General features: G+C 59.3%; 30 protein-coding genes and 1 pseudogene. 20 read left to right on the forward strand and 11 right to left on the reverse strand.

The window, feature by feature from the left end:
- Positions 1-47: 47 nt before the first annotated feature.
- Entirely contained in the window at positions 48-536 is a 489-nt protein-coding gene (dadR, locus tag NVV94_RS25965; RefSeq protein WP_027980766.1) for a transcriptional regulator DadR, read from the forward strand.
- A 3-nt stretch (positions 537-539) separates the two neighbouring features.
- Here the strand turns inward: dadR and NVV94_RS25970 are convergent, their stop codons facing one another.
- Positions 540-893, reverse strand: a complete 354-nt coding sequence (locus NVV94_RS25970) for a YkgJ family cysteine cluster protein (protein ID WP_258445123.1) — start codon at positions 891-893, stop codon at positions 540-542.
- Positions 894-1,040: 147 nt separating this feature from the next.
- Between NVV94_RS25970 and NVV94_RS25975 the strand changes: the two genes are divergently transcribed.
- Positions 1,041-2,354: an FAD-binding oxidoreductase gene (locus NVV94_RS25975; protein ID WP_258445124.1), complete on the forward strand. Its 1,314-nt coding sequence runs from the start codon at positions 1,041-1,043 to the stop codon at positions 2,352-2,354.
- Here the strand turns inward: NVV94_RS25975 and NVV94_RS25980 are convergent.
- On the reverse strand, positions 2,351-2,584 hold the full coding sequence (locus tag NVV94_RS25980; protein WP_258445125.1) for a DUF1127 domain-containing protein: 234 nt from the start codon (positions 2,582-2,584) through the stop codon (positions 2,351-2,353). The two genes, NVV94_RS25975 and NVV94_RS25980, sit on opposite strands and share 4 nt — an antisense overlap.
- A gap of 177 nt (positions 2,585-2,761) precedes the next feature.
- On the opposite strand from NVV94_RS25980, the gene NVV94_RS25985 reads away from it, so the two are divergent.
- Positions 2,762-4,186, forward strand: a complete 1,425-nt coding sequence (locus NVV94_RS25985) for a PLP-dependent aminotransferase family protein (protein WP_258445126.1) — start codon at positions 2,762-2,764, stop codon at positions 4,184-4,186.
- Between the two features lie 131 nt (positions 4,187-4,317).
- Here NVV94_RS25985 and NVV94_RS25990 read toward each other — a convergent pair whose 3' ends face one another.
- On the reverse strand, positions 4,318-5,460 hold the full coding sequence (locus tag NVV94_RS25990) for an MFS transporter (RefSeq protein ID WP_258445127.1): 1,143 nt from the start codon (positions 5,458-5,460) through the stop codon (positions 4,318-4,320).
- A gap of 120 nt (positions 5,461-5,580) precedes the next feature.
- Positions 5,581-7,074 carry an aldehyde dehydrogenase gene (locus NVV94_RS25995; protein ID WP_258445128.1) on the reverse strand — a complete coding sequence of 498 codons (1,494 nt, stop codon included), beginning with the start codon at positions 7,072-7,074 and terminating at the stop codon, positions 5,581-5,583.
- A 199-nt stretch (positions 7,075-7,273) separates the two neighbouring features.
- Between NVV94_RS25995 and NVV94_RS26000 the strand changes: the two genes are divergently transcribed.
- Together NVV94_RS26000 and NVV94_RS26005 are read left to right on the forward strand one after the other, a co-directional pair.
- Positions 7,274-7,636: a cupin domain-containing protein gene (locus tag NVV94_RS26000; RefSeq protein WP_258445129.1), complete on the forward strand. Its 363-nt coding sequence runs from the start codon at positions 7,274-7,276 to the stop codon at positions 7,634-7,636.
- Between the two features lie 84 nt (positions 7,637-7,720).
- Positions 7,721-7,924, forward strand: a complete 204-nt coding sequence (locus NVV94_RS26005; RefSeq protein WP_258445130.1) for a hypothetical protein — start codon at positions 7,721-7,723, stop codon at positions 7,922-7,924.
- A gap of 116 nt (positions 7,925-8,040) precedes the next feature.
- Here the strand turns inward: NVV94_RS26005 and rpmG are convergent, their stop codons facing one another.
- Both rpmG and rpmB read right to left on the reverse strand, forming a co-directional pair.
- Positions 8,041-8,196 (reverse strand): 50S ribosomal protein L33, encoded by a 156-nt coding sequence (gene rpmG, locus NVV94_RS26010; RefSeq protein ID WP_010225867.1) that lies wholly within the window; start codon positions 8,194-8,196, stop codon positions 8,041-8,043.
- Between the two features lie 11 nt (positions 8,197-8,207).
- Positions 8,208-8,444 carry a 50S ribosomal protein L28 gene (gene rpmB, locus NVV94_RS26015; protein WP_166367116.1) on the reverse strand — a complete coding sequence of 79 codons (237 nt, stop codon included), beginning with the start codon at positions 8,442-8,444 and terminating at the stop codon, positions 8,208-8,210.
- Positions 8,445-8,818: 374 nt separating this feature from the next.
- On the opposite strand from rpmB, the gene NVV94_RS26020 reads away from it, so the two are divergent.
- Positions 8,819-10,408, forward strand: a complete 1,590-nt coding sequence (locus NVV94_RS26020) for an ABC transporter substrate-binding protein (protein WP_258445131.1) — start codon at positions 8,819-8,821, stop codon at positions 10,406-10,408.
- Between the two features lie 2 nt (positions 10,409-10,410).
- Here the strand turns inward: NVV94_RS26020 and radC are convergent, their stop codons facing one another.
- On the reverse strand, positions 10,411-11,085 hold the full coding sequence (radC, locus tag NVV94_RS26025; RefSeq protein WP_258445132.1) for a DNA repair protein RadC: 675 nt from the start codon (positions 11,083-11,085) through the stop codon (positions 10,411-10,413).
- Positions 11,086-11,219: 134 nt separating this feature from the next.
- Here radC and coaBC point away from each other — a divergent pair, with 134 nt between their 5' ends.
- The 7 genes and pseudogenes from coaBC to NVV94_RS26060 all read left to right on the forward strand — a co-directional run bounded on the left by coaBC (position 11,220) and on the right by NVV94_RS26060 (position 17,419).
- Positions 11,220-12,428 (forward strand): bifunctional phosphopantothenoylcysteine decarboxylase/phosphopantothenate--cysteine ligase CoaBC, encoded by a 1,209-nt coding sequence (coaBC, locus tag NVV94_RS26030; RefSeq protein ID WP_258445133.1) that lies wholly within the window; start codon positions 11,220-11,222, stop codon positions 12,426-12,428.
- A 6-nt stretch (positions 12,429-12,434) separates the two neighbouring features.
- Positions 12,435-12,890 (forward strand): dUTP diphosphatase, encoded by a 456-nt coding sequence (gene dut, locus NVV94_RS26035; RefSeq protein WP_258445134.1) that lies wholly within the window; start codon positions 12,435-12,437, stop codon positions 12,888-12,890.
- Between the two features lie 218 nt (positions 12,891-13,108).
- A pseudogene (locus tag NVV94_RS26040) lies at positions 13,109-14,542 on the forward strand (phosphomannomutase/phosphoglucomutase); the annotation flags it as partial.
- Positions 14,543-14,574: 32 nt separating this feature from the next.
- Positions 14,575-15,480: an acetylglutamate kinase gene (argB, locus tag NVV94_RS26045; protein ID WP_258445135.1), complete on the forward strand. Its 906-nt coding sequence runs from the start codon at positions 14,575-14,577 to the stop codon at positions 15,478-15,480.
- A gap of 156 nt (positions 15,481-15,636) precedes the next feature.
- On the forward strand, positions 15,637-16,131 hold the full coding sequence (locus tag NVV94_RS26050; protein WP_258445136.1) for an Hcp family type VI secretion system effector: 495 nt from the start codon (positions 15,637-15,639) through the stop codon (positions 16,129-16,131).
- Positions 16,119-16,838: a DUF4225 domain-containing protein gene (locus NVV94_RS26055; RefSeq protein WP_258445137.1), complete on the forward strand. Its 720-nt coding sequence runs from the start codon at positions 16,119-16,121 to the stop codon at positions 16,836-16,838. The genes NVV94_RS26050 and NVV94_RS26055 overlap by 13 nt, the downstream gene beginning before the upstream one ends.
- Entirely contained in the window at positions 16,835-17,419 is a 585-nt protein-coding gene (locus NVV94_RS26060; RefSeq protein WP_258445138.1) for a hypothetical protein, read from the forward strand. The genes NVV94_RS26055 and NVV94_RS26060 overlap by 4 nt, the downstream gene beginning before the upstream one ends.
- 205 nt (positions 17,420-17,624) lie before the next feature.
- On the opposite strand, the gene pyrE is transcribed toward NVV94_RS26060, so the two are convergent.
- A complete protein-coding gene (pyrE, locus tag NVV94_RS26065) occupies positions 17,625-18,266 on the reverse strand; it encodes an orotate phosphoribosyltransferase (RefSeq protein WP_258445139.1) in 642 nt (213 codons plus the stop codon).
- Between the two features lie 81 nt (positions 18,267-18,347).
- On the opposite strand from pyrE, the gene NVV94_RS26070 reads away from it, so the two are divergent.
- Positions 18,348-19,127, forward strand: a complete 780-nt coding sequence (locus NVV94_RS26070) for an exodeoxyribonuclease III (protein ID WP_258445140.1) — start codon at positions 18,348-18,350, stop codon at positions 19,125-19,127.
- A gap of 63 nt (positions 19,128-19,190) precedes the next feature.
- Here NVV94_RS26070 and NVV94_RS26075 read toward each other — a convergent pair whose 3' ends face one another.
- Positions 19,191-19,553: a DUF4870 domain-containing protein gene (locus NVV94_RS26075; RefSeq protein ID WP_258445141.1), complete on the reverse strand. Its 363-nt coding sequence runs from the start codon at positions 19,551-19,553 to the stop codon at positions 19,191-19,193.
- Positions 19,554-19,577: 24 nt separating this feature from the next.
- Positions 19,578-20,300, reverse strand: a complete 723-nt coding sequence (rph, locus tag NVV94_RS26080; RefSeq protein WP_258445142.1) for a ribonuclease PH — start codon at positions 20,298-20,300, stop codon at positions 19,578-19,580.
- A 265-nt stretch (positions 20,301-20,565) separates the two neighbouring features.
- Between rph and NVV94_RS26085 the strand changes: the two genes are divergently transcribed.
- From NVV94_RS26085 to NVV94_RS26110, 6 genes are all read left to right on the forward strand, one after another.
- Positions 20,566-21,429, forward strand: a complete 864-nt coding sequence (locus tag NVV94_RS26085; RefSeq protein WP_258445143.1) for a YicC/YloC family endoribonuclease — start codon at positions 20,566-20,568, stop codon at positions 21,427-21,429.
- A gap of 4 nt (positions 21,430-21,433) precedes the next feature.
- Positions 21,434-22,054 (forward strand): guanylate kinase, encoded by a 621-nt coding sequence (gmk, locus tag NVV94_RS26090; protein ID WP_258445144.1) that lies wholly within the window; start codon positions 21,434-21,436, stop codon positions 22,052-22,054.
- A 166-nt stretch (positions 22,055-22,220) separates the two neighbouring features.
- Positions 22,221-22,484, forward strand: coding sequence for a DNA-directed RNA polymerase subunit omega (rpoZ, locus tag NVV94_RS26095; protein ID WP_043192179.1), 264 nt, complete (start codon positions 22,221-22,223; stop codon positions 22,482-22,484).
- A gap of 60 nt (positions 22,485-22,544) precedes the next feature.
- On the forward strand, positions 22,545-24,653 hold the full coding sequence (spoT, locus tag NVV94_RS26100; protein WP_258445145.1) for a bifunctional GTP diphosphokinase/guanosine-3',5'-bis pyrophosphate 3'-pyrophosphohydrolase: 2,109 nt from the start codon (positions 22,545-22,547) through the stop codon (positions 24,651-24,653).
- Between the two features lie 24 nt (positions 24,654-24,677).
- On the forward strand, positions 24,678-25,058 hold the full coding sequence (locus tag NVV94_RS26105; protein WP_043861567.1) for a RidA family protein: 381 nt from the start codon (positions 24,678-24,680) through the stop codon (positions 25,056-25,058).
- A gap of 62 nt (positions 25,059-25,120) precedes the next feature.
- Complete coding sequence (locus NVV94_RS26110; protein ID WP_258445146.1) at positions 25,121-25,855, forward strand: hypothetical protein; 735 nt, start codon at positions 25,121-25,123, stop codon at positions 25,853-25,855.
- A 76-nt stretch (positions 25,856-25,931) separates the two neighbouring features.
- Here NVV94_RS26110 and NVV94_RS26115 read toward each other — a convergent pair whose 3' ends face one another.
- Positions 25,932-26,786, reverse strand: coding sequence for an SDR family oxidoreductase (locus NVV94_RS26115; protein ID WP_258445147.1), 855 nt, complete (start codon positions 26,784-26,786; stop codon positions 25,932-25,934).
- Positions 26,787-26,940: the final 154 nt, after the last annotated feature.

The following is a 26,940-nucleotide window of genomic DNA, read 5'->3' on the forward strand; positions in this document are numbered from 1 at the left end:
TGGCGACAATTCTCGGCAAAACTGGCTTTTACGGAGGGGCATCCCCTATGCGCACCCAACATCAGAGCAAGCGTGAACTGGACAAGATCGATCGCAATATCCTCCGGATTCTCCAGGCGGATGGGCGTATCTCGTTCACTGAGCTGGGCGAGAAGGTCGGCCTGTCGACCACGCCCTGTACCGAACGGGTCCGCCGGCTGGAGCGCGAAGGGATCATCATGGGCTACAACGCCCGGCTCAACCCGCAGCACCTCAAGGGCAGCCTGCTGGTGTTCGTCGAGATCAGCCTCGATTACAAATCCGGCGATACGTTCGAGGAGTTCCGCCGTGCCGTGCTGAAACTGCCGCACGTGCTGGAATGCCACCTGGTTTCAGGCGATTTCGACTACCTGGTCAAGGCGCGGATTTCGGAGATGGCGTCCTACCGCAAGCTGCTTGGCGATATCCTGCTCAAGCTGCCGCATGTACGCGAGTCCAAAAGCTATATCGTGATGGAAGAGGTGAAGGAGAGCCTGAGCCTGCCGATTCCCGATTGAGGCTCAGACCAGCACCTGGCGGGTAGTGGCGATGTAGTGATGGATCTGTTTTTCCGCCAGCGGGTCGATCATTTCTGCCGGCCCTCGCCCGTTCGGGCATGGCAGGCGCGGCGTGGTACCGAACAGCCGGCAGATCAGCGGACGCTCCTCATACACCGTGCAGCCATTGGGCCCCAGGTGCACGCAGTTCAACTCGGCCAGGGCTGCTTCCTGTTCGGCAGCGGTCTTGCGCGGCAGGCGCGCCATCTCTTGCGACGAAGTGGTGACCGGCCCGCAGCAATCATGGCAACCGGGAGCACACTCGAAAGACGGGATCTGCTCGCGCAGGAAGCGGATCTTGTGGCTATTGCAGCTCATGACGGCCTGTATCGAAAATATCCGGGGGTGGATTTTGCCTCAATTGCGTACCGGCAGACAGGACCTTCGGGCCAACGGTTGCCTGGCTGCGGAACGGCGGCCTATGCTGCGTAAAATTTTCCAAACACTCCCTATAGGATCCCGCCCATGAACGTTCGCGTTCAGAAGTCCGCCTCCAACATCTTGCATACCTCCTCCTATTACGCCGCCAACAGCGCCCTACAGCCTGACTACCCGGTGTTGCAAGGCGAGCTGAATGCTGACGTATGCGTGGTGGGCGGTGGCTTCTCGGGGCTCAATACCGCCATAGAGCTGGCCGAGCGCGGTCTGAGCGTGGTTCTGCTGGAAGCCCGCAAGATCGCTTGGGGCGCCAGCGGACGCAATGGCGGTCAATTGATTCGCGGGGTAGGCCATGGCGTCGAACAGTTTGCCCCGGTAATCGGCCAGGAAGGTGTGCGCGCGCTCAAGCTGATGGGCCTGGAAGCCGTGGAAATCGTCCGACAACGTATCGAACAACACGCCATCGACTGCGATTTGACCTGGGGTTACTGCGACCTGGCGAACAAACCTGCCGACCTTCAAGGTTTTGCCGAAGATGCCGAAGAGCTTCGCAGCCTGGGTTACCGCTATGAGGTGCGCCTGGTCCAACCCAACGACATGCACACTGTGGTCGGTTCTGATCGCTACGTGGGCGGCTTGATCGACATGGGCTCGGGGCACCTGCATCCGCTTAACCTTGCCCTCGGCGAAGCGGCGCTGGCCCAGCAGATGGGCGTGCAACTGTTCGAACAATCGGCCGTCACCCGTATCGACTATGGCCCGCAAGTGCGAGTGCATACCGCGCAAGGCTCGGTCAGGGCCAAAACGCTGGTGCTGGGGTGCAATGCTTACCTCAATGGTCTCAACCCCGAGCTCAGCGGAAAAGTCTTGCCCGCCGGCAGCTACATCATCGCAACCGAGCCCCTCGGCCAAGCCCGGGCGCACCAGCTGCTGCCGCAAAACATGGCGGTCTGCGACCAGCGTGTGGCGCTGGACTATTACCGGCTTTCGGCCGACCGGCGCCTGCTGTTCGGCGGTGCCTGCCACTATTCCGGGCGCGATCCGCAGGACATCGCCGCCTATATGCGGCCGAAGATGCTCAAGGTGTTCCCGCAATTGGCCGACGTGCGAATCGATTACCAGTGGGGCGGCATGATCGGCATCGGCGCCAACCGCCTGCCGCAGATCGGGCGCCTCAAGGATCAGCCCAATGTGTATTACGCCCAGGCCTACTCCGGCCATGGCGTGAATGCCACCCACCTGGCCGGCAGGTTGCTGGCCGAAGCCATCAGCGGCCAGCACAGCAGCGGTTTCGATCTGTTTGCCAGTGTCGGGCATATCACCTTCCCTGGCGGCAAGTACCTGCGTTCACCCCTGCTGGCGCTGGGCATGCTCTGGCATCGACTCAAGGAACTGGCCTAGCGAGAGCGCCAGAAAGGTATATTCCCCTCTTTGCGCGCCTGCTCGGGGCTCAGGCCGATATCGCGCAATTGATCGCTGTCGAGTTCCAGCAACGCCCTGCGGGTAGTCAACCGATGCCACATCAGGCCCAATCGGGAAAGGCCGGGTATCGGGCTGATAACCTTGGCCCTCTGCCCTTCCAGCAATTCCTCGCTGTGTAATTCCAGACGTACATCGCTCAAGCCATTCATTTTTTCTGCTCCTGCGGGTGAGAAGACCACGAAAAAATGATGCGCGCCCTGCCTGAACCATTACAGATCCAAAGCATCGGAATTATTTCCATACAGAACACCCGCCAGGGGCCCTGAATCCTGTATTTTTAGCTGATCTGTACTGGTCCATGCTCAAAGCCAAACCTGGAGTACGCCATGACCCTTTACGTCAACCTCGCCGAGTTGCTCGGCTCGCGCATCGAGCAGGGCTTTTATCGACCCGGCGACCGCCTGCCTTCGGTGCGCGCCCTGAGTGCCGAGCACGGGGTCAGCCTGAGCACCGTACAACAGGCGTATCGCCTGCTCGAGGACAATGGCCTGGCGGCACCCAGACCCAAATCCGGGTACTTCGTATCCAGTGGCCGGACACTCCCGGCGCTTCCAGCCGTCGGCCGCCCCACCCAGCGACCGGTAGAAATCTCGCAGTGGGATCACGTGGTCGAACTGTTGCGCAGTGTCCCGCGCAAGGACGTAGTGCAACTGGGCCGTGGCATGCCCGATATCGACAGCCCGACGCTCAAGCCCTTGCTGCGCAGCCTGGCCCGCCTGAGCCGCCGCCAGGACATGCCGGGGCTGTATTACGACACCATCTACGGCACCGAAGCCCTGCGCGAACAAGTGGCGCGCCTGCTGCTGGACTCCGGCTGCCAGTTGACGGCGAGCGACCTGGTGATCACTACCGGCTGTCATGAAGCGTTGTCGGCCAGCATTCGCGCGGTCTGCGAGCCGGGAGACATCGTCGCGGTGGACTCCCCGAGCTTTCACGGGGCCATGCAGACGCTCAAGGGTCTGGGCATGAAAGCCCTGGAAATCCCCACCGACCCGATTACCGGCATCAGCCTGGAAGCCCTTGAGCTGGCGCTGGAGCAGTGGCCGATCAAGGCCATCCAGCTGACCCCCAACTGCAACAACCCGCTGGGCTACATCATGCCCGAAGCACGCAAGCGCGCCCTGCTGACCCTGGCCCAACGCTTCGACGTGGCAATCATCGAAGACGATGTGTATGGCGACCTGGCCTACACCTACCCGCGACCGCGCACCATCAAGTCCTTCGATGAAGACGGGCGCGTCCTGCTCTGCAGTTCCTTCTCGAAGACGATCGCCCCCGGCCTGCGTATCGGCTGGGTAGCCCCCGGGCGCTACCTGGAGCGCGTGCTGCACATGAAATACATCAGCACCGGCTGCACTGCGACCCAGCCGCAGTTGGCAATCGCCGACTTTATCAAGGGCGGCCACTATGAGCCCCACCTGCGCCGCATGCGCAGCCAATACCAGCGCAACCGCGACCTAATGATCGACTGGGTAACCCGCTACTTTCCGGCCGGAACCCGCGCCAGCCGCCCCCAGGGCGGCTTCATGCTCTGGGTCGAACTACCGGAAAGTTTCGACACGCTGCGCTTGAACCGGGCTTTACTGGGTCAGGGCGTGCAGATTGCCGTGGGCTGCATTTTCTCGGCATCGGGCAAGTACCGTAACTGCCTGCGCATGAACTTTGCCTCCAGAACGACAGATGAAATCGAGCGAGCGGTGCGCAAGGTTGGCGCCACCGCCATTCGCTTGCTGGCCGAACTGGAGAACTGAGCCGTAACTTTTAACCGGCCCTCGGGGTCAAAAAACTACACCCGTAGCGACATCGACAACACCGAACCCGGCGACCTGTGGCGCCGCTTCAATGCCTGGATCACCAAAGCCGTGGGCCCGGAGAAAATGCACTAGACCGCGGCCGGTGCTTCAAACGCGTTGTGTCGCCGAGCCAGCAACACCAGTCCGAGCGCGCCGGCCGCCATGAACAACGGCAAGGCATGGCCGCTGACCCACTGGCTACCCGCGCCGGCCGCCAACGGCCCGATAAGGCAACCAATACCCCAGAGTTGCGCGACATGGGCATTGGCGCGCACCAACGCGTCATCGCGATAGCGTTCGCCGATCAGCACCAGAGACAAGGTAAACAGACCACCGGCACTGGCCCCGAACAGCACCCACAATGGCCAGATCAACGGGTTATGCAGCAGCAATGGAATCGCCAGGCTGGACAGCAACAATGCCAGCGCACAGCCAGAGAACAGCGTGCGCCGGGACATGCGGTCGGCCAGTGCGCCAATCGGCAGCTGCAGCAAGGCATCGCCGATCACCACGGTACTGACCATGTAAAGCGCCACTTCGGTGCTGAAACCCTGGCGCAGGCAATAAATCGGCAACAAAGTCAGGATCATCGCTTCGAACGCTGCGAACAGTGCGATGGCCCATGCAATCACCGGGAGCTTGCGGCAAAAACCAGCCAGGTCGCCCAATGTGACGCTGCAGGCTTCGGCGCTCGGTGCCCCGTCGCGCCCCAGCAGCAGGAAGGGCGAGAGCACCAGCAAACCGGCGCCGACCCAGAAGCCGAAGTCATCCTCGGCGCCCAAGGCCCCCAGCAACAAGGGCCCCGCCAACTGGCTCAAGGCGTAAGAGCTGCCATAAAGTGCCACCAGTCGCCCACGCCAGTGTTCGACCACGAGTTGGTTGATCCAGCTCTCACCGAGGATGAATACGATGGTGAGGATCACGCCAATCAGCAATCGCAGCACCAGCCACAAGGGGTAACTGGGCAGCAGCGCCAGCAGACCAATGGAGAGCGCCCCGGCCCAGAGACACAGGCGCATCAGCCCTGGCGTGCCAAAATGCGCGGCCAGCCGACTGGAAACATGGGCGCCGATCAGGACACCAAAGGCCGGCATGGCCGCCATCACACCGATGGCAAAGGACCCATGGCCCCAGCTTTCCAGCCGCAACGAGACCAGCGGCATGCTCACGCCCAGCGCCAGGCCGACGCTCAGGACAGCAGTGAGCACGGCGAAATAGGTACCCCAACGCATGTCCACGCTCCTGTGGAAAACCCTGCCCAAAACAACACAGCCGGACTTGCGCTAAGGCAAGCCCGGCCGTGCGTCAGGATCAATAGCCGGACGCTGCCCTGGCGGCAACGCCCGAAAGGCTTACAGCTTGATCCAGGTAGCTTTGAGCTCGGTGTACTTGTCGAACGCATGCAGCGACTTGTCGCGACCGTTGCCCGATTGCTTGAAGCCGCCGAACGGTGCGGTCATGTCGCCGCCGTCGTACTGGTTGATCCAGACGCTGCCGGCCCGCAGGGCCTTGGCGGTCAGGTGGCCCTTGGAGAGGTCGGCGGTCCACACGGCCGCAGCCAGCCCGTAGGGGGTGTCGTTGGCGATGGCGATGGCTTCTTCCACGGTGTCGAAGGTGATCACCGACAGCACCGGGCCAAAAATCTCTTCCTGGGCGATCTTCATGGCATTGCTGACACCGTCGAAAATCGTTGGTTCGACATAGGTGCCACCGGTTTCCTGCAGGGTGCGCTTGCCGCCTACCAGCAGCTTGGCGCCATCGTTTTGACCGGCCTCGATGTACGACAGCACGCTGTTCATCTGCTGGGTATCGACCAGCGCACCGACGTTGGTTGCCGGGTCCAGCGGGTTGCCCGGCTTCCAGCCCTTGAGTGCCTCGAGCACCATCGGCAGGAACTTGTCCTTGATCGAACGTTCCACCAGCAGACGCGAGCCGGCGGTGCAGACTTCGCCCTGGTTGAAGGCAATCGCGCCGGCCGCCGACTCGGCCGCCACCTGCAGATCCGCCGCATCGGCGAAGACGATGTTCGGGCTCTTGCCGCCGGCTTCCAGCCAGACGCGCTTCATGTTCGACTCACCGGCATAGATCATCAGCTGCTTGGCGATTTTGGTCGAGCCGGTGAACACCAGGGTATCGACGTCCATGTGCAGGGCCAGGGCCTTGCCGACGGTGTGGCCATAGCCTGGCAGCACGTTCAGCACGCCCGCCGGAATGCCGGCCTCGACGGCCAGCTGGGCAATGCGGATGGCGGTCAGCGGGGATTTTTCCGAAGGCTTGAGGATCACCGAGTTACCGGTCGACAGCGCCGGGCCCAGCTTCCAGCAGGCCATCATCAGCGGGAAGTTCCACGGCACGATGGCGGCGACCACGCCGACCGGCTCGCGCGTGACCAGGCCGAGCTGGTCATGCGGGGTGGCGGCGACTTCGTCGTAAATCTTGTCGATGGCCTCGCCGCTCCAGCTCAGCGCTTGCGCGGCGCCCGGGACGTCGATGGTCAGCGAGTCGCTGATGGGCTTGCCCATGTCCAGGGTTTCCAGCAGCGCCAGTTCCTCGGCGTTCTGCTTGAGCAGGCCGGCAAAACGGATCATGGTCGCCTTGCGCTTGGCTGGCGCCAGGCGCGACCAGACGCCGGCGTTGAAAGTAGAGCGGGCATTTTCCACGGCGCGCTGGGCGTCGGCAGCATCGCAACTGGCGATATGCGCCAGGAGGCGCCCGTCGACCGGGCTGATGCACTCGAACGTCGCATTCGACACTGCAGCGGTATATTCGCCGTTGATGAAGGCGCGGCCTTCGATCTTCAGGTCCTGGGCACGTTGTTCCCAGTCAGCACGAGTCAGGGTGGCCATACGAATCTCCTCCTCTTGTTGATTTACAAGGCCGCACGAAAGGTTCATGGGTCTTGTCGAAAATTCTGCCGGGCCGAACATGGGCCTACGGTACTCACCACCCTAAACCACCGGCACCCGAATTTTCAATATATTTGACACAACACCAACAAAAGCCTAGTCATGTGTGTTTTATTCAACAAAAACCGGGGACCAGCATATGAGCATCAAACAGATCGTCGACTTCAGCCAGGCCACGACCAAGGCCGAGCACTACCGCCCTGCTCCCGAAAGGCTAATCAAAGGCAACCCCGAACATACGCTGTACAACCACTACGAAAGCCCATGCGGCCAGTTTGGGGCCGGCGTCTGGGAAGGCGCGGTGGGTCATTGGAAGGTGGAATACACCGAGCATGAGTATTGCGAGATCATCCACGGTGTATCGGTGCTACGCGACAGTGAAGGTCAGGCCAAGACACTGCGCGCCGGGGACCGTTTCGTGATCCCTGCAGGCTTCAAGGGCACCTGGGAAGTGCTGGAGCCTTGCCGCAAGATTTACGTGATGTTCGAACAGAAGCGATAAATATATACCGCAAGGGGCGGGCAGACGGACTGCAGGATGAGGCTGTCCTTCAGGACACTTCAATCAATGAAAGGAATCCAAACCATGACAAATGATGACGTCCTCCAGAAAATCCAGCATCTGATCGGCAGCCCCTACGTATTCAGCGTCAAAGCCTACATTACCGAACTGACCGGTCGTACCCGCGTGGTCGGCCCGAATGAGGTTTCGACCAAAGAGCTCGACCTCAATCGAATCCACATCATTGCAAATGATGAGAGCACCATAAAGTCGTTCAATTTCGGATGAACGCGGGGGTCATTGAGACTGTTGACTTCGTTTGAAGCCTTTGCCGAACGATAAATCTCCACGCGAAAAAAAGCCCGTATCCTGAGATACGGGCCTTTTTTTCGTCAGCCGATCAATTACTTGATCTTGGCTTCCTTGTAGATCACGTGCTTGCGAACAACCGGATCGAATTTTTTGATTTCGATTTTGTCCGGAGTGGTGCGCTTGTTCTTATCGGTGGTGTAGAAGTGGCCAGTATTGGCGGTCGACACCAGACGGATCAATTCACGCATGATTCTCTCCCTTAAACCTTAGCGCCATTTTGGCGAATTTCGGCCAGCACGACATCAATGCCGCGCTTGTCGATGATACGCATGCCTTTGGCAGATACGCGCAGACGCACAAAACGCTTCTCGGACTCGACCCAGAAGCGGTGATGCTGCAGGTTCGGCAGGAAACGACGACGGGTTTTGTTGTTTGCGTGGGAAATGTTATTCCCAGTCACCGGACCCTTACCGGTAACTTGACAGACTCTCGACATGCCTCAGCCCTCTAAAACCACATGCCCAACCCGGCATGGGTTGGCCGCTTAATCTCTCAGTCATTTGGCGCCAGGCGCCGCGTTTCTTTAGGGTCTTACCAGCTACACCTGCAAATGCAAGGAACCGGGCCCCTAGAAAAGAGCGCTGCTTTATACCAGAAAGACCACAATGCAACAACAGCAGATGCATTTTCAATTGCCGCCAAGGCCTGAAATCAGACCGTAAGCATAGCTGCTACGGGCTGGCAGGCCGGACAACCGCTCGTCGCAATGGCCAGCAAAAATTGAATGGCCATTTCCGGTTCAGCCCACTAGGGTAGGACTTTTCCAGACTGCACTGGCAGATGGTAATCGATCAGCCAAGGAACATAACTATGCGTCTTGCGATTTTGCCGCTGTTGCTCGCCCCACTTTTCAGCCCTTTGCTGGCCCAGGCCGCGGCATTGAGTATCTGCACCGAGGCAAGCCCGGAAGGCTTCGACGTGGTCCAGTATAACTCGCTGACAACCACTAACGCCTCGGCCGACGTGCTGATGAACCGCCTGCTCGATTTCGATGCACGCCAGGGCAAGCTCACACCCAGCCTGGCGGACAGCTGGGAGGTTTCCGCCGATGGCCTGACCTACCAGTTCAAACTGCACCCGGGGGTCAAGTTCCATACCACCGACTACTTCAAGCCAACCCGTACCCTCAATGCCGAGGACGTCGTGTTCAGCTTCCAGCGCATGCTCTACCCGGCCAACCCCTGGCACAAGATTGCCCAAAGCGGCTTCCCGCATGCCCAGTCGATGCAATTGCCCAGCCTGATCAAACAGATCGACGCGCCGGACCCACTGACTGTGCGCTTTTTACTGGATCACCCGGATTCGACCTTCCTCGCCACCCTGAGCATGGGCTTTGCCTCGATCTATTCGGCCGAATACGCCGACAAGTTATTTCGGGCCGGCACACCGCAGAAGCTCAACAGCCAGCCGATCGGCACCGGCCCCTTCGTTTTCAACCGCTTCCAGAAGGATGCGAGCATTCGTTATCGCGCCAACCCGGACTACTTTGCCGGAAAGCCCGCTGTCGATCCGCTGATCTTTGCCATCACGCCCGATGCCAACGTTCGCCTGCAGAAGCTTCGGCGCAACGAATGCCAGATCGCACTGTCGCCCAAACCGCTGGATATCACCGCAGCAAGCCAGGATCCGGCGCTCAAAATCGAAAAAGCCGATGCGTTCATGACGGCATTTCTCGCCATCAACACCCAGCATCCGCCACTGGACAAACCCGAAGTCCGCCAGGCCATTAACCTGGCCTTCGACAAAAACAATTACCTCAAGGCCGTATTCGAGGGAACCGCCACATCCGCCAATGGCCCCTACCCGCCCAGCACCTGGAGCTATGCCAAGGACCTGCCGGGCTATGCCCATGACCCGCCCAAGGCCCGCGAGCTGCTGGCCAAGGCAGGCCTGAAGGATGGCTTTGCCACGACGATCTGGACCCGCCCTGCGGGCAGCCTGCTCAATCCGAACCCAAGCCTGGGCGCGCAATTGCTCCAGGCCGACCTGGCCCAGGTCGGCATCAAGGCCGAGATCCGCGTGATCGAATGGGGCGAGCTGATTCGCCGCGCCAAGGCCGGCGAACATGATCTGCTGTTCATGGGCTGGGCCGGCGACAACGGCGACCCGGACAACTTCCTGACCCCGCAATTTTCCTGCCCGGCCGTGCAGTCGGGCACCAATTTCGCCCGTTACTGCGATCAGGGCCTGGACAAGCTGATCAGTGCCGGCAAAACCACCAGTGAGCAAGGTGTTCGCAGCAAGCTGTACCAGCAGGCCCAGGCGCAAATCCAGCAGCAGGCGCTCTGGCTGCCATTGGCGCACCCGACGGCTTTCGCGCTGACCCGCAAGGAAGTCCAGGGCTATCAGGCCAGTCCGTTCGGGCGCCAGGACTTTTCCAGGGTCAGCGTATCGCCCTGAACCTAAAGCCAGCCGTACTCGGCCATCGATAGGGGTTCTCCCTCTCCAATGATGAAGTGATCGAGCACCCTGACGTCGATCAGCGCCAGCGCCTCCTTGAGGCGCCGGGTCAGTACACGGTCGGCCTGACTTGGCTCGGCAACGCCGGAAGGATGGTTGTGACAAAGAATCAGCGCGGCCGCGTTGTGGGCCAGGGCGCGCTTGATCACCTGTCGCGGGTAGACACTGGCACTGTCGATCGAGCCGCGAAACAGGGCCTCGAAGCCCAGCACACGGTGCTTGCTGTCCAGGAACAGGCAGCCAAACACTTCGTGCAGCTCATGGCGCAACTGCGCCTTGAGGTAATCGCGCACAGCCTGAGGGCTTTCCAGGGCAGAGTCACGCCGCAAGCGTTCGGCCAGGTGACGCCGGGCCATTTCCAGCACGGCCTGCAGTTGTGCGTACTTGGCTGGCCCCAGGCCAAGCTCCTGACTGAAGCTGACTTGATCGGCCTCGAGCAGTGCCCGCAGGCTTGCGAACTTGTTCAGCAGATGTCGCGCCAGGTCGACGGCACTACGGCCACTGACGCCGGTACGCAGAAAGATTGCCAGCAACTCGGCATCGGACAGGCTGGCAGGACCCTGCTCCAAAAGTTTCTCCCGCGGGCGTTCCGCGGCAGGCCAATCGCGAATACTCATAACACCTCCGTGTGTGCGTGGGCGCCGCTGTTCCAGTGCGGTCGCTGTGCTATCTTAGCCCATCATTTTTTTGCGGTGATCCGGCCTGGGAGGCGGCGTCGTCGTTGTGCAATCACTGAACAAAAGGCAGGCCTATGCAGCGGCTGTATCGGAAACGCATCGTTCTCGGCGTCGGCGGCGGCATTGCCGCCTACAAGAGCGCCGAACTGGTTCGCCGGCTCCTGGAGCACGGTGCCGAAGTGCGCGTGGTCATGACCCGTGGCGGCAGTGAATTCATCACCCCTCTGACCATGCAGGCCTTGTCCGGACACCCCGTCCATATGGACTTGCTCGACCCGGCCGCCGAGGCCGCAATGGGCCATATCGAACTGGCCAAGTGGGCCGACCTGATACTGATCGCCCCTGCCACCGCCGACCTGATCGCGCGCCTGGCCCAAGGCATCGCCAATGATCTGCTGACCACGCTGGTACTGGCCACCGATGCCACGGTCGCCCTGGCGCCGGCCATGAACCAGGCCATGTGGCGCGACCCCGCGACCCAGGCAAACCTGGAACTGTTGCAAAGCCGCGACCTGAAGATCTTCGGTCCCGCATCCGGAAGCCAGGCCTGTGGCGACGTGGGCCTGGGCCGCATGCTCGAAGCGACCGACCTGGCTCTCTGTGCCGCCGAATGCTTCCAGCGTCAATCGCTGACCGGCAAGCACGTGCTGATCACCGCCGGCCCCACCCAGGAAAACATCGACCCGGTGCGTTACATCACCAACCACAGCTCCGGCAAAATGGGCTTTGCCCTGGCCGAGGCCGCTGTCGAGGCCGGTGCCCGCGTGACACTGATCACCGGCCCCGTGCATTTGGCGACACCCGACCGGGTCACGCGCATCGACGTGGTCAGTGCCCGCGACATGCTCGCTGCCTGTGAAGCAGCGATCCCGTGCGACCTTTTCATCGCCTCGGCAGCCGTTGCTGACTACCGCCCAGAAGTCGTTGCACCACAAAAACTAAAGAAAGACCCTACGAGCGGCGACGGCCTGCTACTGCAGATGGTGCGCAACCCGGACATTCTGGCGACCATCGCCACCCGACCGGATCGTCCCTTCAGCGTCGGTTTTGCCGCCGAAACCGAACATTTGCTCGACTACGCTGCACGCAAGTTGAAAGACAAAAACCTCGACCTGATCGTTGCCAACGATGTGGCCAACCCCAGCATCGGCTTCAACAGCGAGGAAAACGCCTGCAGCGTGATTGACCGGGAGTTGCACGAAACTCTCTTCGCCCAGACCAGCAAGAGCAAGATTGCCCGCCAGCTGATCTCTTTCATCGCCGACCGTCTTAACCAGGTTTAAACACGCATGCATGCTCTACAAGCCAAAATCCTCGACCCACGCATCGGCAACGAATTCCCGCTGCCACAGTACGCCACGCCCGGCTCGGCCGGCCTCGACCTGCGTGCGATGCTCAAGGAAGACACCGTCCTGGAGCCTGGCCAGACCTTGCTGATTCCAACCGGCCTGTCGGTCTATATCGGCGACCCCGGCCTGGCCGCAATGATCCTGCCGCGCTCGGGTCTTGGCCATAAGCACGGCATCGTACTGGGCAACCTGGTCGGCCTGATCGACTCCGACTACCAGGGCGAACTGATGGTCTCGTGCTGGAACCGCGGCCAGACTGCCTTCAACATCGCCGTCGGCGAACGCATTGCGCAATTGGTGCTGGTACCGGTGGTACAGGCCCATTTCGATATCGTCGAAACCTTCGACGAAAGCCAGCGCGGTGTTGGTGGTTTCGGGCACTCTGGCAGCCATTGACTACGCTGGAGTATTGCGCGGCACCGGAGTCGATTTCAGCGTTGCCTGAACGGCAGCGCTGACGACTGGGCCGCCTGATTCACGAACTCTCTGGTGCAATTACCGTCAAAGCGTTCAGTTCCAGCGGTCCAGCGCCTGTGTGACGGCGATGCCTGGCACGATTTGCGCTGCAATTTCGCCCGACCTGCAAGGCCCTCGATATCGAAACCATTGGCTAAGACCAGAAATTCCTGAGATTGGAGCACCCCACAGTTATGACCAGCATGGCACACGCGGTACCCCAGCTTCCCGAGAGCATCTTCCGCGCCTATGACATTCGCGGCATCTTCGGCGACACCCTGCATGCCGAAACCGCCTACTGGATCGGCCGCGCCATTGGTGCACAAAGCTTGTCCCAGGGCGAGCCGAACGTCTCCGTGGGTCGCGATGGCCGCCTGTCCGGGCCGGTGTTGGTAGAGCGGTTGATCCAGGGCCTGGCCGATGCCGGCTGCCACGTCAGCGACGTTGGCCTGGTTCCGACCCCCGCGCTGTACTACGCCGCCAACGTTTTGGCCGGCAAATCCGGGGTCATGCTGACCGGCAGCCACAATCCGTCCAACTACAACGGTTTCAAGATCGTCATTGCCGGCGATACCCTGGCCAACGAACAGATCCAGGCCCTGCACACCCGCCTCAAGAACAACGACCTGAGCAGCGGCCAGGGCAGTATCGAGAAGGTCGAGATCCTCGAGCGTTACTTCGCGCAAATTCGCGATGACATCAAGCTTGCGAAGAAGCTCAAGGTCGTAGTCGACTGCGGCAACGGCGCCGCCGGGGTCATCGCCCCGCAACTGATCGAAGCGCTGGGCTGCGAAGTCTTCCCGCTGTTTTGTGATGTCGATGGCAACTTCCCCAACCACCACCCGGATCCGGGCAAGCCGGAAAACCTGGTAGACCTGATCGCCAAGGTCAAGGAAACCGGTGCCGACCTGGGGCTGGCCTTCGATGGCGACGGCGACCGCGTCGGCGTAGTGACCAATACCGGCAGCATTGTCTACCCGGACCGGCTGTTGATGCTGTTCGCCAGGGACGTGGTAGAGCGCAACCCCGATGCGCAGATCATTTTCGACGTAAAATGCACCCGCCGCCTGACCCCATTGATCAAAGAATACGGTGGCCGTCCACTAATGTGGAAGACCGGTCATTCGTTGATCAAAAAGAAAATGAAGGAAACCGGCGCCCTGCTCGCAGGCGAAATGAGCGGTCATATCTTCATCAAGGAGCGCTGGTACGGTTTCGACGACGGCATTTACAGCGCCGCGCGCCTGCTGGAAATCCTCAGCAAGGAAGAAAGCTGCGCCGAAGAGCTGTTCGCCAGCTTCCCGAACGATATTTCTACGCCGGAAATCAATATTGATGTGACCGACGAGAGCAAATTCAGCATCATTGATGCGTTGCAAAAAGATGCTCAGTGGGGCGAAGCCGAACTGACCACCATCGATGGTGTGCGGGTCGACTATCCCCATGGCTGGGGCCTGGTTCGCGCCTCCAATACCACACCGGTACTGGTACTGCGCTTCGAGGCCGATACCGAGGACGAGCTGCAACGCATCAAGGACGTCTTTCACGCCCAGCTCAAAACTGTTGCCCCTGACCTCGAACTACCGTTCTGATTGATCGACTACCTGTTCCTCTGGAGCCCTGCATGACCCTCGAACGTGATGCCGCCACCAATGTCGCCAAGGTTTTGTCCGAAGCGCTGCCCTACATCCGTCGCTTCGTCGGCAAGACGCTGGTGATCAAATACGGCGGCAACGCTATGGAGAGCGAGGAGCTCAAGACCGGCTTCGCCCGCGATGTCGTGCTGATGAAGGCAGTCGGGATCAACCCCGTGGTCGTCCACGGCGGCGGCCCACAAATCGGCGATCTGCTCAAGCGCCTGTCAATCGAGAGCCACTTCATCGACGGCATGCGCGTGACTGACGCGCAGACCATGGACGTGGTGGAGATGGTCCTCGGCGGCCAGGTGAACAAGGACATCGTCAACCTGATCAACCGTCATGGCGGCAGCGCCATCGGCCTGACCGGCAAGGACGCCGAGCTGATTCGCGCGAAAAAGCTCACTGTCACCCGCCAGACCCCGGAAATGACCACCCCGGAAATCATCGATATCGGCCATGTCGGCGAAGTGGTCGGGATCAACACCGACCTGCTGAACATGCTGGTCAAGGGTGATTTCATTCCGGTGATCGCACCGATCGGAGTCGGCGCCAATGGCGAGTCGTACAACATCAACGCCGACCTGGTGGCGGGCAAGGTTGCCGAAGCACTGAAAGCCGAGAAGCTCATGCTGCTGACCAACATTGCCGGCCTGATGGACAAGACCGGCAAGGTCCTGACCGGCCTGACCACCGAGCAGGTCAACGAGCTGATCGCCGACGGCACCATCTACGGCGGCATGCTGCCCAAGATTCGTTGCGCGCTGGAAGCGGTTCAAGGCGGCGTGACCACCTCGCACATTATCGACGGTCGCGTACCCAATGCGGTACTGCTGGAGATCTTCACCGATACCGGTGTTGGTACACTGATCAGCAATCGCAAGCGTCACTAATCACTGGCAATACAAAAAAGGCCCTGCATATGCAGGGCCTTTTTTATGGCGCTTCACACCTAACCAGACCATTCGCAAGAACATTCGGAACCTGCCTACAGAACGTCTGACCCCCTTGTACCAGACTGCTCACTCTGACGACAAGGAGTGGCACTTATGGCTAACCACGGTTACATGACCATCAAGGGCAAGGCTCAAGGGCTTATTTCAGCGGGCTGCTCAACCCAGGATTCTATTGGCAACAAGTGTCAGCCGGGGCATGCCGACGAAATCATGGTGCTGTCTTACAGCCACAACATGGCCAATATTGGAAATGTTCATAGACCCACACACAACCCGATTATCATCACAAAAAATGTTGATAAATCATCTCCTTTGCTAGCTCAAGCGCTCTCAAATAGAGAAGAAATAAACTGTACGATTAGTTTCTATCGGGTTTCTTCATTTGGCGTTCAAGAGAAGTTTTACACAGTAGAGATTAGTGGCGGGATTATTGCGGACCTGACGGTTGATATGCCCCATGTGATTTTTCAAAATGATGCCGAACCTCAAGAACACGTTGCCATTCGCTATCGCGATATCGCCTGGACACACCACCTGGCAGCAACCAGCGGGTACAGTTCATGGAGAGGTGACGAATGGGACAGTTAAAAAATAATAGCAAACCAAGCAGTTGTGATTTTTGGAAAGTAAGCCATGCTGCGAGTTATTTGGCAAATCAAGCCTGCACATTAGGTGCTCGACACATTAAAGATGGCACGCTGCGCTTACAATTCAACCGTGAGGTTTCTTATTACGCGAGAAGCATTGTAAATGACGTTGAGCAGGGCAAAAAAAGTCCTGAGCAGGGTCTGAAGGAAATAAAGAACGAACAGAACCACCTACTGAGCCAGTCCTGGGAAGTTACTCAAAAAGGCGTTGGCGTAATCGCTGGAGTGCTTCAATTCGGACTAGGTGCAGGTATGTGTTATGGCTCAGCCGGCACGCTGTGTATTTTCCCTGGCTCCCTTCTGATGACTCATGGCGCCAACAATATTTATGAAAATGGACGAAACCTATTGAAAGGCCGATCAGACACACAGGGTCCGGTAAGAAAAGCCTATCACAGTATATCCAAGTGGATGGGGGGCGATGAATTTGAAGGGAATATGGCTTATGGAGCATTTGATTTGGGGATGTCCGCATATGTTGCCGGCAGATTGTTATTAAAACCAGATGCATGGCGTCTATTTAGACATGTCCGAACAGACTATGAAAGAGCATACAAAAAAACTTCTGCAGGGGCCATCCTATTTGACAGAACCGCTGACGCGATCACAGCAAATGGAATGCGCGAAAAATGGGAAAATGAACAATGACAGATGTCTTTTTCTATACGGGTTTTACATTTTTCAGCATCCTGTTTTACCTACCTTCATTTTGGGCTAGATTCGCATTTTCTGGCAGTAGATTTTCTATTGCTAAATTCTGGGGTGTGACGGCATATAATTTTATCTTCATGTTTATCCATATGGACTTTATCAACACAAGAAATATTCCTCTCGTAGGTGAAAAGGATAACTCAGTCATCGGATGGCTTTCTTTTTTTATGCTTTTTGCTTACAGCTTCTCAATTCCTACCCCTTGGGAAAGAAGACGATGGTTTTCACGAAATCAAACCCATCCAGGATCAATATCTGTGCAAATTGAAAAAAACCAAACTATCTCCCTCCCAAAAAAATCATTTTTATTATTGACGATGACAAAATTATTGTCATCCATGCACATATATCTATTGATTATTGCGTGCGCTGGCTTTCATACAGTGATTATGATGTGGATAGCTATCCAATTTATAGATGTAGGAGTTATGGCTGCCAGGATAGCTACAACTTCCTGCTTTATTATCCTTTCGATTTGTGGACTACGTTACTTACCTGAGAAACTTAGAAAAATATAAGCATATGGTGAACACGGGACTTTTTGATCGATGCTGATGCCTTGGAAGAAGCCTCTGAGCAGCAGTAGCTAACGCGTTTCTCGTTCCCACGCTACTTGGGAATGCCGTGCCAGACGCTCCAGCGTCGCCGGGGGTATTCCACGCAGAGCGTGGGAACAAGATAAAAGGCCCTGCAATGCAGGGCCTTTTATGGGGCAGTTATGGCTCAGATACCGTACTGAGCCCGATAAGCCTCAACCGCAGGCAAGTGCTGCTTGAGCTGAGGGTCATCGGCCAGGAACTGCAGCACCTGGGTCAGCGAAACGATGCTGACCACTGGAATACCAAAATCACGCTCCACTTCCTGGATCGCCGACAGTTCGCCATTGCCACGTTCCTGGCGGTTCAGGGCAATCAAAACCCCGGCGGCCTTGGCTTTCTGGCCTTCGATGATCTGCATGACTTCGCGGATCGCGGTACCGGCGGTGATCACGTCGTCGATGATCAGTACGTCACCCGTCAGGGGCGAGCCCACCAGGCTGCCGCCCTCGCCGTGGGCCTTGGCTTCCTTGCGGTTGAAGCACCACGGCACATCGAGCTGATGATGCTCGGCCAGGGCTACCGCCGTTGCGGCCGCCAGGGGGATACCCTTGTAGGCCGGGCCGAACAGCACATCGAAGGAAATACCGCTCTCGACGATGGCCGCCGCGTAGAATCGACCCAGTTGCGCCAGGGCAGAACCGGTGTTGAACAGGCCGGCATTGAAGAAATACGGGCTTGTACGCCCCGATTTCAGAGTGAATTCACCGAAGCGCAGAACCCCACGATCGATGGCAAAACGAATGAAGTCGCGCTGATACGGCTGCATGAAAAAGTCCCGAATACCACGGATTTAGCTAATTGGGTGGAGCTCGGGTATCATACACGCACGAGATTTTTGGGGCCATTTATGCGGATCATCAGTGTGAACGTTAATGGTATTCAGGCTGCAGTCGAGCGTGGTTTGCTCAGTTGGCTGCAAGCCCAGAATGCCGACGTCATCTGCCTGCAGGACACCCGCGCCTCTGCCTTTGAACTGGACGACCCAGCCTTCCAACTGGATGGCTACTTCCTTTATGCCTGCGATGCCGAAGTTCCCGCCCAAGGCGGCGTGGCACTTTACTCGCGGCTGCAACCGAAGGCAGTTATCAGCGGCCTGGGCTTCGAGACAGCCGACCGCTACGGGCGCTACCTGCAGGCCGACTTCGACAAGGTCAGCATCGCGACCTTGCTGCTTCCATCAGGGCAGAACGGCGATGAAGACTTGAATCAAAAGTTCAAGCTAATGGACGACTTCGCCCGTTATCTGGACAAACAACGGCGTAAACGTCGCGAGTACATCTACTGCGGCTCCCTGTATGTGGCGCAGCAGAAGCTCGACATCAAGAACTGGCGCGACAGCCAGCAGTCTCCGGGCTTCCTGGCGCCGGAACGGGCCTGGATGGACGAGATTGTCGGCAACATGGGTTATGTCGATGCCCTGCGCGAAGTCAATCGTGAAGGCGATCAGTACAGCTGGTGGCCGGACAACGAGCAGGCCGAGATGCTCAACCTGGGCTGGCGTTTCGACTACCAGCTGCTGACCCCTGGGCTGCGTCGCTTCGTACGCAGTGCACGCCTGCCGCGTCAGCCACGGTTTTCCCAGCATGCTCCGCTGATCGTGGACTATGACTGGACGCTGACCATCTAGGCTGCAGCCAGACGCAAAAAAGCCGACTCAAGGTCGGCTTTTTTGTAGGTGCAGAGAAGGGCGTTATTTGATCAACCGCCAGGTGAACGGATAGCGGTACGGGTGCCCTTCATTGGCCTTGATGGCCGCAATGATGGTCAATATTGCCGCTGCGATCACCACCAGGCCGAACAGAGCGAACCCGACAAGCACGAACATCAGCACGAAGCAGATCATCGAAACGATGGCTACCGTAATCTGAAAGTTCAGCGCTTCCTTGCCCTGGGCATCGACGAAGAGATCGAGATCCTTCTTCCACTGCCACATGATCAACGGCCCCAGCAAGCTGCCGAAGGGAAACACCAGCCCGCAAAATGCCGCGAGATGGCAAAACATGGCCCACTGGCGCGCTTCGGCGCTCGGCGTGGGCAGCAGTTCGTCAGTCATGGGGCGATCCCTGGCGATGTCGAATCAGTCAGCCAGCGTGGCGTTCTGCATCTCGAAGATGTCGCGCATGCCTTTTTTCGCCAGATCCAGCATGGCATTGAGCTCTTCAGGCTGGAACGGAGCACCTTCGGCGGTACCCTGCACTTCGATGAAACCACCGGTGCTGGTCATGACCACGTTGAGGTCGGTTTCGGCGGCAGAGTCTTCCAGGTAGTCCAGGTCCAGGACCGGCTCGCCCTGGTACATGCCCACCGAAACGGCGGCGATCATTTGCTTGAGCGGGTCGCCGGCCTTCAGGCCACCACGCTTCTTGACCACTTTCAGTGCATCGACCAGCGCGACCATGGCGCCGGTAATCGAAGCGGTGCGAGTACCGCCGTCCGCCTGAATCACGTCGCAGTCAACGTACAGGGTGATGTCGCCAAGCTTGCTCATGTCCAGCGCAGCGCGCAGGGAGCGGCCGATCAGGCGCTGGATTTCGAGGGTGCGACCACCTTGCTTGCCACGGCTGGCTTCGCGCTGGTTGCGCTCGCCAGTGGCGCGCGGCAGCATGCCGTACTCGGCCGTCAGCCAGCCCTGGCCCTGCCCCTTGAGAAACCGCGGCACGCCGTTCTCGACGCTGACCGTGCAAATAACCTTGGTGTCTCCGAACTCGACCAGTACGGATCCCTCGGCATGCTTGGTGTAGTTGCGGGTGATGCGGATCGAGCGGAGCTGATCGGCAGCGCGACCACTTGGACGTTTCATTGGCGAGTACCTGTACTGGGACGAAAAATCTGCCAGCATTATAGAGCCCGCGAGCCGGACTGGGCACATCTAAAAAAAACCCGGTGACCGACCAGCCGTCGGATACCTCCCCACCAGCAGCCGCTTCAAGGCGCCCGTCGGTTTTTTTCAGGCCCCACCCGACTGTTTGTAACATCAGTCCATTGGGTGCATCTGCCGCACTGCGCTACAATCCTGCGCCTCAACGGCCTGTCGGCTCCCTTCACTCATCTGCGAGGTACTTCCCATGGTGCACAGCATGACCGCCTTTGCCCGCGTCGAGCAGGCCGGTACCCAGGGCACCCTCAGCTGGGAGTTGCGCTCGGTCAATCATCGCTACCTCGAGCCGCACCTGCGCCTGCCCGAAGCCCTGCGCGACCTCGAAGGCGCGGTGCGCGAAGCCCTGCGCCAGGGGCTGTCACGCGGCAAGGTAGAGTGCACGCTGCGCTATACCGAGGAAACCGCCGGCAAGCCGCTGCAGGTCGATCGCGAACGTGCTGCGCAACTTGTCGCAGCCGCCGAAACCGTAGCCAGCCTGATCAAACAACCCGCGGCACTCAACCCGCTGGAAGTACTGGCCTGGCCGGGCGTGCTGGTGGCCGACGCAACCGACCCTCAAGCCCTGAACAACGAAGCACTTGTCCTGTTTGGCGAGGCGCTCAAAGAACTCAAGAACGGTCGCGACCGCGAAGGCGCCGAACTGGCTCGCCTGATCAACGAACGACTGGACAGCATGACCGGCGAAGTCGCCACCCTGCGTGTCATGGTCCCGCAGATGCTGGCGACCCAACGGCAAAAGGTCCTCGACCGCTTTGCCGATATGCAGGCCGAGCTGGACCCGCAACGCCTGGAGCAGGAAATGGTCCTGCTGGCGCAAAAGAGCGATGTCGCCGAAGAACTGGACCGGCTGAGCACTCACATCAATGAAGTACGCCGGGTTCTCAAGGCCGGTGGCGCCGCAGGCCGACGCCTGGACTTCCTGATGCAGGAACTCAACCGCGAAGCAAACACCCTGGGCTCCAAAGCCTTCGATCCGCGTAGCACCCAGTCTGCAGTCAACCTCAAGGTGTTGATCGAGCAGATGCGTGAACAAGTGCAAAACATTGAGTAAGAACATGAACCACAGCACCGGCACCCTGTTTATCGTTTCCGCCCCGTCTGGCGCGGGCAAGACCAGCCTGGTCAAGGCTTTGATCGACGCCCAGCCGAACATTCGCGTCTCTGTCTCGCACACCACGCGGGCCATGCGTCCGGGCGAAGCCGATGGGGTGAACTACCACTTCGTCGATCGTGCCGAATTCGTGCGCATGATCGAGCACGGTGATTTTCTGGAGCAGGCCGAAGTCTTCGGCAACCTGTACGGCACTTCGCAAAGCACCCTGCAACAAACGCTCGACGATGGCTACGACCTGATCCTGGAAATCGACTGGCAAGGCGCCGAGCAGGTACGCAAGCTGATGCCCGAGGCGCGTTCGATTTTCATCCTGCCGCCGACCCAGCAGGCACTGCGTCAGCGCCTGACCAACCGCGGCCAGGACAGCGACGAGATCATCGAAGGCCGGATGCGCGAAGCGGTCAGCGAGATGAGCCACTATGCCGAGTACGATTACCTGGTGATCAACGACGATTTCGCTGTTGCCCTGGAAGACCTGAAGGCGATTTTCCGCGCCAATCGGTTACAGCAAAAGCCGCAACAGCAGCGTTTCAACGACCTGCTCAGCCAGTTGCTCGCCTGAAAAAAACTTTCCAAGCTGCAATCAGCGCCCTGAAAGGCCGATTGCAGAGCCTTGGGGAAGTCTCCAACAAAATCAGCGCTTCCCTAAATGCTGGTGTTTTTTTAAACTATCGAGTCCGCTCGCCCATCCGGGCTGCGCGCATACTGCATTTGCTACGAGGAAGACCATGGCCCGCGTAACCGTTGAAGACTGTCTAGAACACGTGGATAACCGCTTTGAGCTGGTCATGCTCTCTACCAAGCGTGCCCGTCAGCTGGCTACCGGCGGCAAAGAGCCGAAAGTAGCATGGGAAAACGACAAGCCTACAGTTGTGGCCTTGCGTGAAATCGCCGAAGGCCTGATCGACTACGCAGCCATCGCCGAAGCTGAAATCGTTGAAGACGAACCGCTCTTCGCCGCGTTCGAGGACGAGGCCAACGAGGCCGTCTGAGTCCATGCCTGGTCGACGTAGTACGGCGCAGGGTCATATCCATCGGCGGGAGGTATTTCCATGCCGAGCATAGACGCCCTCGCCGATCGCCTCTCGACCTACCTCGGCAAAGACCAGGTCAACCTGGTTCGCCGAGCGTACTTCTACGCCGAACAAGCCCACGACGGCCAACGCCGTCGCAGCGGCGAAGCCTACGTCACGCACCCGCTGGCGGTGGCCAATATCCTTGCCGACATGCACATGGATCATCAAAGCCTGATGGCTGCCATGCTGCACGACGTCATCGAAGACACCGGCATCGCCAAGGAAGCGCTATCGGCGCAGTTTGGCGAGACCGTCGCCGAACTGGTCGACGGGGTCAGCAAGCTGACCCAGATGAACTTCGAGACCAAGGCCGAAGCACAAGCCGAAAACTTCCAGAAGATGGCCATGGCCATGGCGCGTGATATCCGCGTGATCCTGGTCAAGCTGGCCGACCGGCTGCACAACATGCGCACCCTGGAAGTGCTCTCCGGCGAAAAACGCCGGCGCATCGCCAAGGAAACCCTGGAAATCTACGCCCCCATCGCCAACCGCCTGGGCATGCACAATGTGCGCGTGGAATTCGAAGACCTGGGTTTCAAGGCCATGTACCCGATGCGCTCGGCACGCATTTACCAGGCGGTCAGACGTGCCCGGGGCAACCGCAAGGAAATCGTCAACAAGATCGAAGAGTCGCTCAGCCACTGTCTGGCGGTCGACGGCATCGAAGGTGAAGTCAGCGGCCGGCAGAAACACATCTACGGCATCTACAAGAAAATGCGCGGCAAGCGTCGGGCCTTCAACGAGATCATGGACGTCTATGCGTTCCGGATCATCGTCGACAAGGTCGACACCTGCTATCGGGTGCTGGGTGCCGTGCACAATCTGTACAAACCGTTGCCGGGACGCTTCAAGGACTACATCGCAATTCCCAAGGCCAACGGCTATCAATCGCTGCATACCACCCTGTTCGGAATGCACGGGGTACCCATCGAAATCCAGATCCGCACCCGCGAAATGGAAGAGATGGCCAACAACGGCATTGCTGCTCACTGGTTGTACAAGTCCAGCGACGACGAACAACCCAAGGGCACCCATGCCCGCGCCCGCCAGTGGGTCAAGGGTGTCCTGGAAATGCAGCAACGTGCCGGCAATTCCCTGGAATTCATCGAAAGCGTGAAGATCGACCTGTTCCCGGACGAGGTCTATGTCTTCACGCCCAAAGGCCGGATCATGGAGCTGCCCAAGGGCTCCACGGCCATCGACTTTGCCTACGCGGTACACACCGACGTCGGCAACAGCTGCATTGCCTGTCGGATCAACCGGCGCCTGGCTCCCCTGTCCGAACCTCTGCAAAGTGGCTCGACGGTCGAGATCGTCAGTGCTCCCGGCGCGAGACCGAACCCGGCATGGCTCAACTTCGTGGTCACCGGCAAGGCGCGCACACACATCCGCCATGCGCTAAAGCTGCAGCGGCGCTCCGAATCCATCAGCCTGGGCGAACGCCTGTTGAACAAGGTGCTCAATGGCTTCGACAGTGCCCTGGACAAGATTCCACCCGAGCGCGTGAACGCCATGCTCGCCGAGTACCGCCTGGAGTTGATCGAAGACCTGCTCGAAGATATCGGCCTGGGCAACCGCATGGCCTATGTGGTCGCCCGGCGCCTGCTTGCCAGCGACGGCGAACATCTACCCAGCCCGGAAGGCCCGCTGGCCATCCGTGGTACCGAAGGCCTGGTGCTCAGCTATGCCAAATGCTGTACGCCGATCCCGGGCGACCCGATCGTCGGGCACCTTTCGGCCGGCAAGGGCATGGTCGTGCATCTGGAAAACTGCCGGAACATCAGTGAAATTCGCCACAATCATGAAAAGTGCATCCAGCTGTCCTGGGCCAAGGATGTCACCGGCGAATTCAATGTCGAATTGCGCGTCGAGCTGGAGCACCAGCGCGGCCTGATTGCCTTGTTGGCCAGCAGCGTCAACGCCGCAGACGGCAATATCGAAAAAATCAGCATGGACGAGCGCGATGGTCGCATCAGCGTGGTCCAACTGGTGGTCAGCGTGCACGACCGCGTGCACCTGGCCCGCGTGATCAAAAAGTTACGCGCCCTGACCGGGGTAATCCGCATCACTCGCATGCGTGCGTAGTCAGCCACTTCCAAGGAGTCATCCATGACCAAGACCGTCATCACCAGCGACAAGGCCCCTGCTGCCATCGGCACCTATTCCCAGGCGATCAAGGCTGGCAATACCGTCTACATGTCCGGTCAAATCCCCCTGGACCCGAAAACCATGGAATTGGTCGAAGGCTTCGAAGCCCAGACCGTCCAGGTCTTCGAAAACCTGAAAGCCGTTGCTGAAGCAGCCGGCGGCTCCTTCAAGGACATCGTCAAGCTGAACATCTTCCTGACCGACCTGAGCCACTTCGCCAAGGTCAACGAAGTCATGGGCCGTTATTTCGAACAGCCATACCCTGCCCGCGCTGCCATTGGCGTGGCTGCCCTGCCACGCGGTTCGCAGGTCGAAATGGACGCGATCCTGGTCCTCGAGTAACGCCCCTGCGGCGAAGCCACTCGCGCTTCGCCGCCTCTGAACCTCCCGGAAGGACCCCCGCTATGCGCTACGCGCTTGCCCTATCGCTGCTGGCCGCACTCTTGAGCGGCTGCGCCAGCCACGCCAACCGAGACGTCAATGGTGTCTGGATCAACCAGAATGCTATCGATGCGGCCGCCAAAGGCGTCAATCTACGCCAGGCTCTGCTCGCCAATGGCCCCAATTTCGAATGGCGAGTCAATGTCCCGGCCGCGCAGGCCACCTTCAGCAACGGCTTCGAGCTGGGCGACGGCACATTGAAAGCCGACGGCGATCAGTGGAAAGTGGACTTCTATGGCAACTATGAAGAATCCCTGACCCTGGACGACGATGAACTGATTCAAGCCGCCACTGAATCCGGGCAGGAGCAAAGCTTCCAGCGCCCGAAAAACCCCGCGCCCGCTGGAGCACCACCTGGCGCCAGCTTCGAACAAGCCCTGTATGCCGCCTACCTGGGGGGTGACTGGAAAATCGCCGAAGGGCCGGGCGAAGGTGCCGTCGTGCGCTTCCAATCCGATGGTCGCATCGAAGGCCTGCCAAACACGGACCGCTATGCCCTGTGCCTGGCAGGTGATTGCGCCGCCATGAGCGGAGAGTTCGACAGCCTCTGGCTGGAACAGAACAAACAAGGCAACCCCTGGATTTTCGTGCGCCAGGGCGACCAGCTGGAAATTCTCCAGGCCGTCAATCAGGCCAAAGCCGATGAAATGCCTGACCTCCATCCCGGCACCCGCCGCTGGCTGCTGGAAAAGGAATAAAGTCGCAATTGCGACCGTTTGCAAACCTGTGGGAGCGGCCCTGGCCGCGACGGGCCGTCAACCGCTCCCGCAGCGCCTACTTCCCCTCGAGAATCGCTGCATAACCTTCCCTGAACGTCGGATAGGCCGGAACCCAACCCAGCGCCCGGGCACGTGCATTGCTGCAGCGCTTGCTGCCGGTACGGCGCACGCTGACCTCAGACGACCATTGGGTGACGCCCATGCGTTCGCGCAGCCAGTCAACCACGTCGGCCAGGGCCGCCGGGTCGTCATCCACGCCTATGTAACAGTCTTCCATGGCTTCGCCGCGTGCATCGGCTTGCAGCAGATATGCCAGCAGGCCAGCGGCATCCTCGACATGGATGCGATTGCCATACAGCGGCGGCTCGACTGCCACCCGATAACCTTGCCGGACGTTGTTCATGAACGACTCACGGCCCGGCCCATAAATACCCGTCAACCGCACCACGCTGGCCGCATGCCCGCAGCCCTTGGCAAGGCGCTCGGCCTCGAGCATTAGCCGTCCGGAAAAGCCGCTTGGCAGCGTGGCCGAGGTTTCGTCGATCCATTCCCCCTGCTGCTGGCCATAAACACTGCTGCTGGAAACGAACAGAACCCGTCGTGGCCGCTGAGCATGCTGCTTGAGCCAAGCAAACACATGGGCCAGGCCATCGATGTAAGCGGCCCGGTAACCTTCCTCGTCGTGGCTGCTGGCTGCAGCGCAATACACCAGATAGTCGATCTGGCCGCTTGGCCAGGCTGCCGGGCACTGCTCGGCGAACAGGTCCCCCGCCACTCCGATCACCCCTTGCGGCAGTCGGGCAGTCGTCCTGCGCAGGCCATGTACCGACCAGTTTTCTTCCAGCAATTGCCTGGCCAGGCGGCTGCCGACGTCACCACAGCCAGCAATCAGAACGGTAGGGGCAGGCATCTTGCGACTCCTCTGACAAAGGCTCAGCCTATCTGGAGAGTTCGATAGGCGGCTAGCTAAAATTAAAAATAAGTAACTGTATTACTTCTGCTAACAAGAATTAATTGCAATAATGCCCTCCCATTTGTTCTCGGCCCCGCCTCGAGGCCTCGAA

This window comes from Pseudomonas sp. LS1212 (genome assembly GCF_024741815.1).
GTDB lineage: Bacteria > Pseudomonadota > Gammaproteobacteria > Pseudomonadales > Pseudomonadaceae > Aquipseudomonas.

What these genes read in the sequence shown, in the direction of transcription:
- dadR (WP_027980766.1), top strand. Translation starts at nt 48, where the DNA reads ATGCGCACCCAACATCAGAGCAAGCGTGAACTGGACAAGATCGATCGC.
- NVV94_RS25970 (WP_258445123.1), bottom strand. Translation starts at nt 893, where the DNA reads ATGAGCTGCAATAGCCACAAGATCCGCTTCCTGCGCGAGCAGATCCCG.
- NVV94_RS25975 (WP_258445124.1), top strand. Translation starts at nt 1,041, where the DNA reads ATGAACGTTCGCGTTCAGAAGTCCGCCTCCAACATCTTGCATACCTCC.
- NVV94_RS25980 (WP_258445125.1), bottom strand. Translation starts at nt 2,584, where the DNA reads ATGAATGGCTTGAGCGATGTACGTCTGGAATTACACAGCGAGGAATTG.
- NVV94_RS25985 (WP_258445126.1), top strand. Translation starts at nt 2,762, where the DNA reads ATGACCCTTTACGTCAACCTCGCCGAGTTGCTCGGCTCGCGCATCGAG.
- NVV94_RS25990 (WP_258445127.1), bottom strand. Translation starts at nt 5,460, where the DNA reads ATGCGTTGGGGTACCTATTTCGCCGTGCTCACTGCTGTCCTGAGCGTC.
- NVV94_RS25995 (WP_258445128.1), bottom strand. Translation starts at nt 7,074, where the DNA reads ATGGCCACCCTGACTCGTGCTGACTGGGAACAACGTGCCCAGGACCTG.
- NVV94_RS26000 (WP_258445129.1), top strand. Translation starts at nt 7,274, where the DNA reads ATGAGCATCAAACAGATCGTCGACTTCAGCCAGGCCACGACCAAGGCC.
- NVV94_RS26005 (WP_258445130.1), top strand. Translation starts at nt 7,721, where the DNA reads ATGACAAATGATGACGTCCTCCAGAAAATCCAGCATCTGATCGGCAGC.
- rpmG (WP_010225867.1), bottom strand. Translation starts at nt 8,196, where the DNA reads ATGCGTGAATTGATCCGTCTGGTGTCGACCGCCAATACTGGCCACTTC.
- rpmB (WP_166367116.1), bottom strand. Translation starts at nt 8,444, where the DNA reads ATGTCGAGAGTCTGTCAAGTTACCGGTAAGGGTCCGGTGACTGGGAAT.
- NVV94_RS26020 (WP_258445131.1), top strand. Translation starts at nt 8,819, where the DNA reads ATGCGTCTTGCGATTTTGCCGCTGTTGCTCGCCCCACTTTTCAGCCCT.
- radC (WP_258445132.1), bottom strand. Translation starts at nt 11,085, where the DNA reads ATGAGTATTCGCGATTGGCCTGCCGCGGAACGCCCGCGGGAGAAACTT.
- coaBC (WP_258445133.1), top strand. Translation starts at nt 11,220, where the DNA reads ATGCAGCGGCTGTATCGGAAACGCATCGTTCTCGGCGTCGGCGGCGGC.
- dut (WP_258445134.1), top strand. Translation starts at nt 12,435, where the DNA reads ATGCATGCTCTACAAGCCAAAATCCTCGACCCACGCATCGGCAACGAA.
- argB (WP_258445135.1), top strand. Translation starts at nt 14,575, where the DNA reads ATGACCCTCGAACGTGATGCCGCCACCAATGTCGCCAAGGTTTTGTCC.
- NVV94_RS26050 (WP_258445136.1), top strand. Translation starts at nt 15,637, where the DNA reads ATGGCTAACCACGGTTACATGACCATCAAGGGCAAGGCTCAAGGGCTT.
- NVV94_RS26055 (WP_258445137.1), top strand. Translation starts at nt 16,119, where the DNA reads ATGGGACAGTTAAAAAATAATAGCAAACCAAGCAGTTGTGATTTTTGG.
- NVV94_RS26060 (WP_258445138.1), top strand. Translation starts at nt 16,835, where the DNA reads ATGACAGATGTCTTTTTCTATACGGGTTTTACATTTTTCAGCATCCTG.
- pyrE (WP_258445139.1), bottom strand. Translation starts at nt 18,266, where the DNA reads ATGCAGCCGTATCAGCGCGACTTCATTCGTTTTGCCATCGATCGTGGG.
- NVV94_RS26070 (WP_258445140.1), top strand. Translation starts at nt 18,348, where the DNA reads ATGCGGATCATCAGTGTGAACGTTAATGGTATTCAGGCTGCAGTCGAG.
- NVV94_RS26075 (WP_258445141.1), bottom strand. Translation starts at nt 19,553, where the DNA reads ATGACTGACGAACTGCTGCCCACGCCGAGCGCCGAAGCGCGCCAGTGG.
- rph (WP_258445142.1), bottom strand. Translation starts at nt 20,300, where the DNA reads ATGAAACGTCCAAGTGGTCGCGCTGCCGATCAGCTCCGCTCGATCCGC.
- NVV94_RS26085 (WP_258445143.1), top strand. Translation starts at nt 20,566, where the DNA reads ATGGTGCACAGCATGACCGCCTTTGCCCGCGTCGAGCAGGCCGGTACC.
- gmk (WP_258445144.1), top strand. Translation starts at nt 21,434, where the DNA reads ATGAACCACAGCACCGGCACCCTGTTTATCGTTTCCGCCCCGTCTGGC.
- rpoZ (WP_043192179.1), top strand. Translation starts at nt 22,221, where the DNA reads ATGGCCCGCGTAACCGTTGAAGACTGTCTAGAACACGTGGATAACCGC.
- spoT (WP_258445145.1), top strand. Translation starts at nt 22,545, where the DNA reads ATGCCGAGCATAGACGCCCTCGCCGATCGCCTCTCGACCTACCTCGGC.
- NVV94_RS26105 (WP_043861567.1), top strand. Translation starts at nt 24,678, where the DNA reads ATGACCAAGACCGTCATCACCAGCGACAAGGCCCCTGCTGCCATCGGC.
- NVV94_RS26110 (WP_258445146.1), top strand. Translation starts at nt 25,121, where the DNA reads ATGCGCTACGCGCTTGCCCTATCGCTGCTGGCCGCACTCTTGAGCGGC.
- NVV94_RS26115 (WP_258445147.1), bottom strand. Translation starts at nt 26,786, where the DNA reads ATGCCTGCCCCTACCGTTCTGATTGCTGGCTGTGGTGACGTCGGCAGC.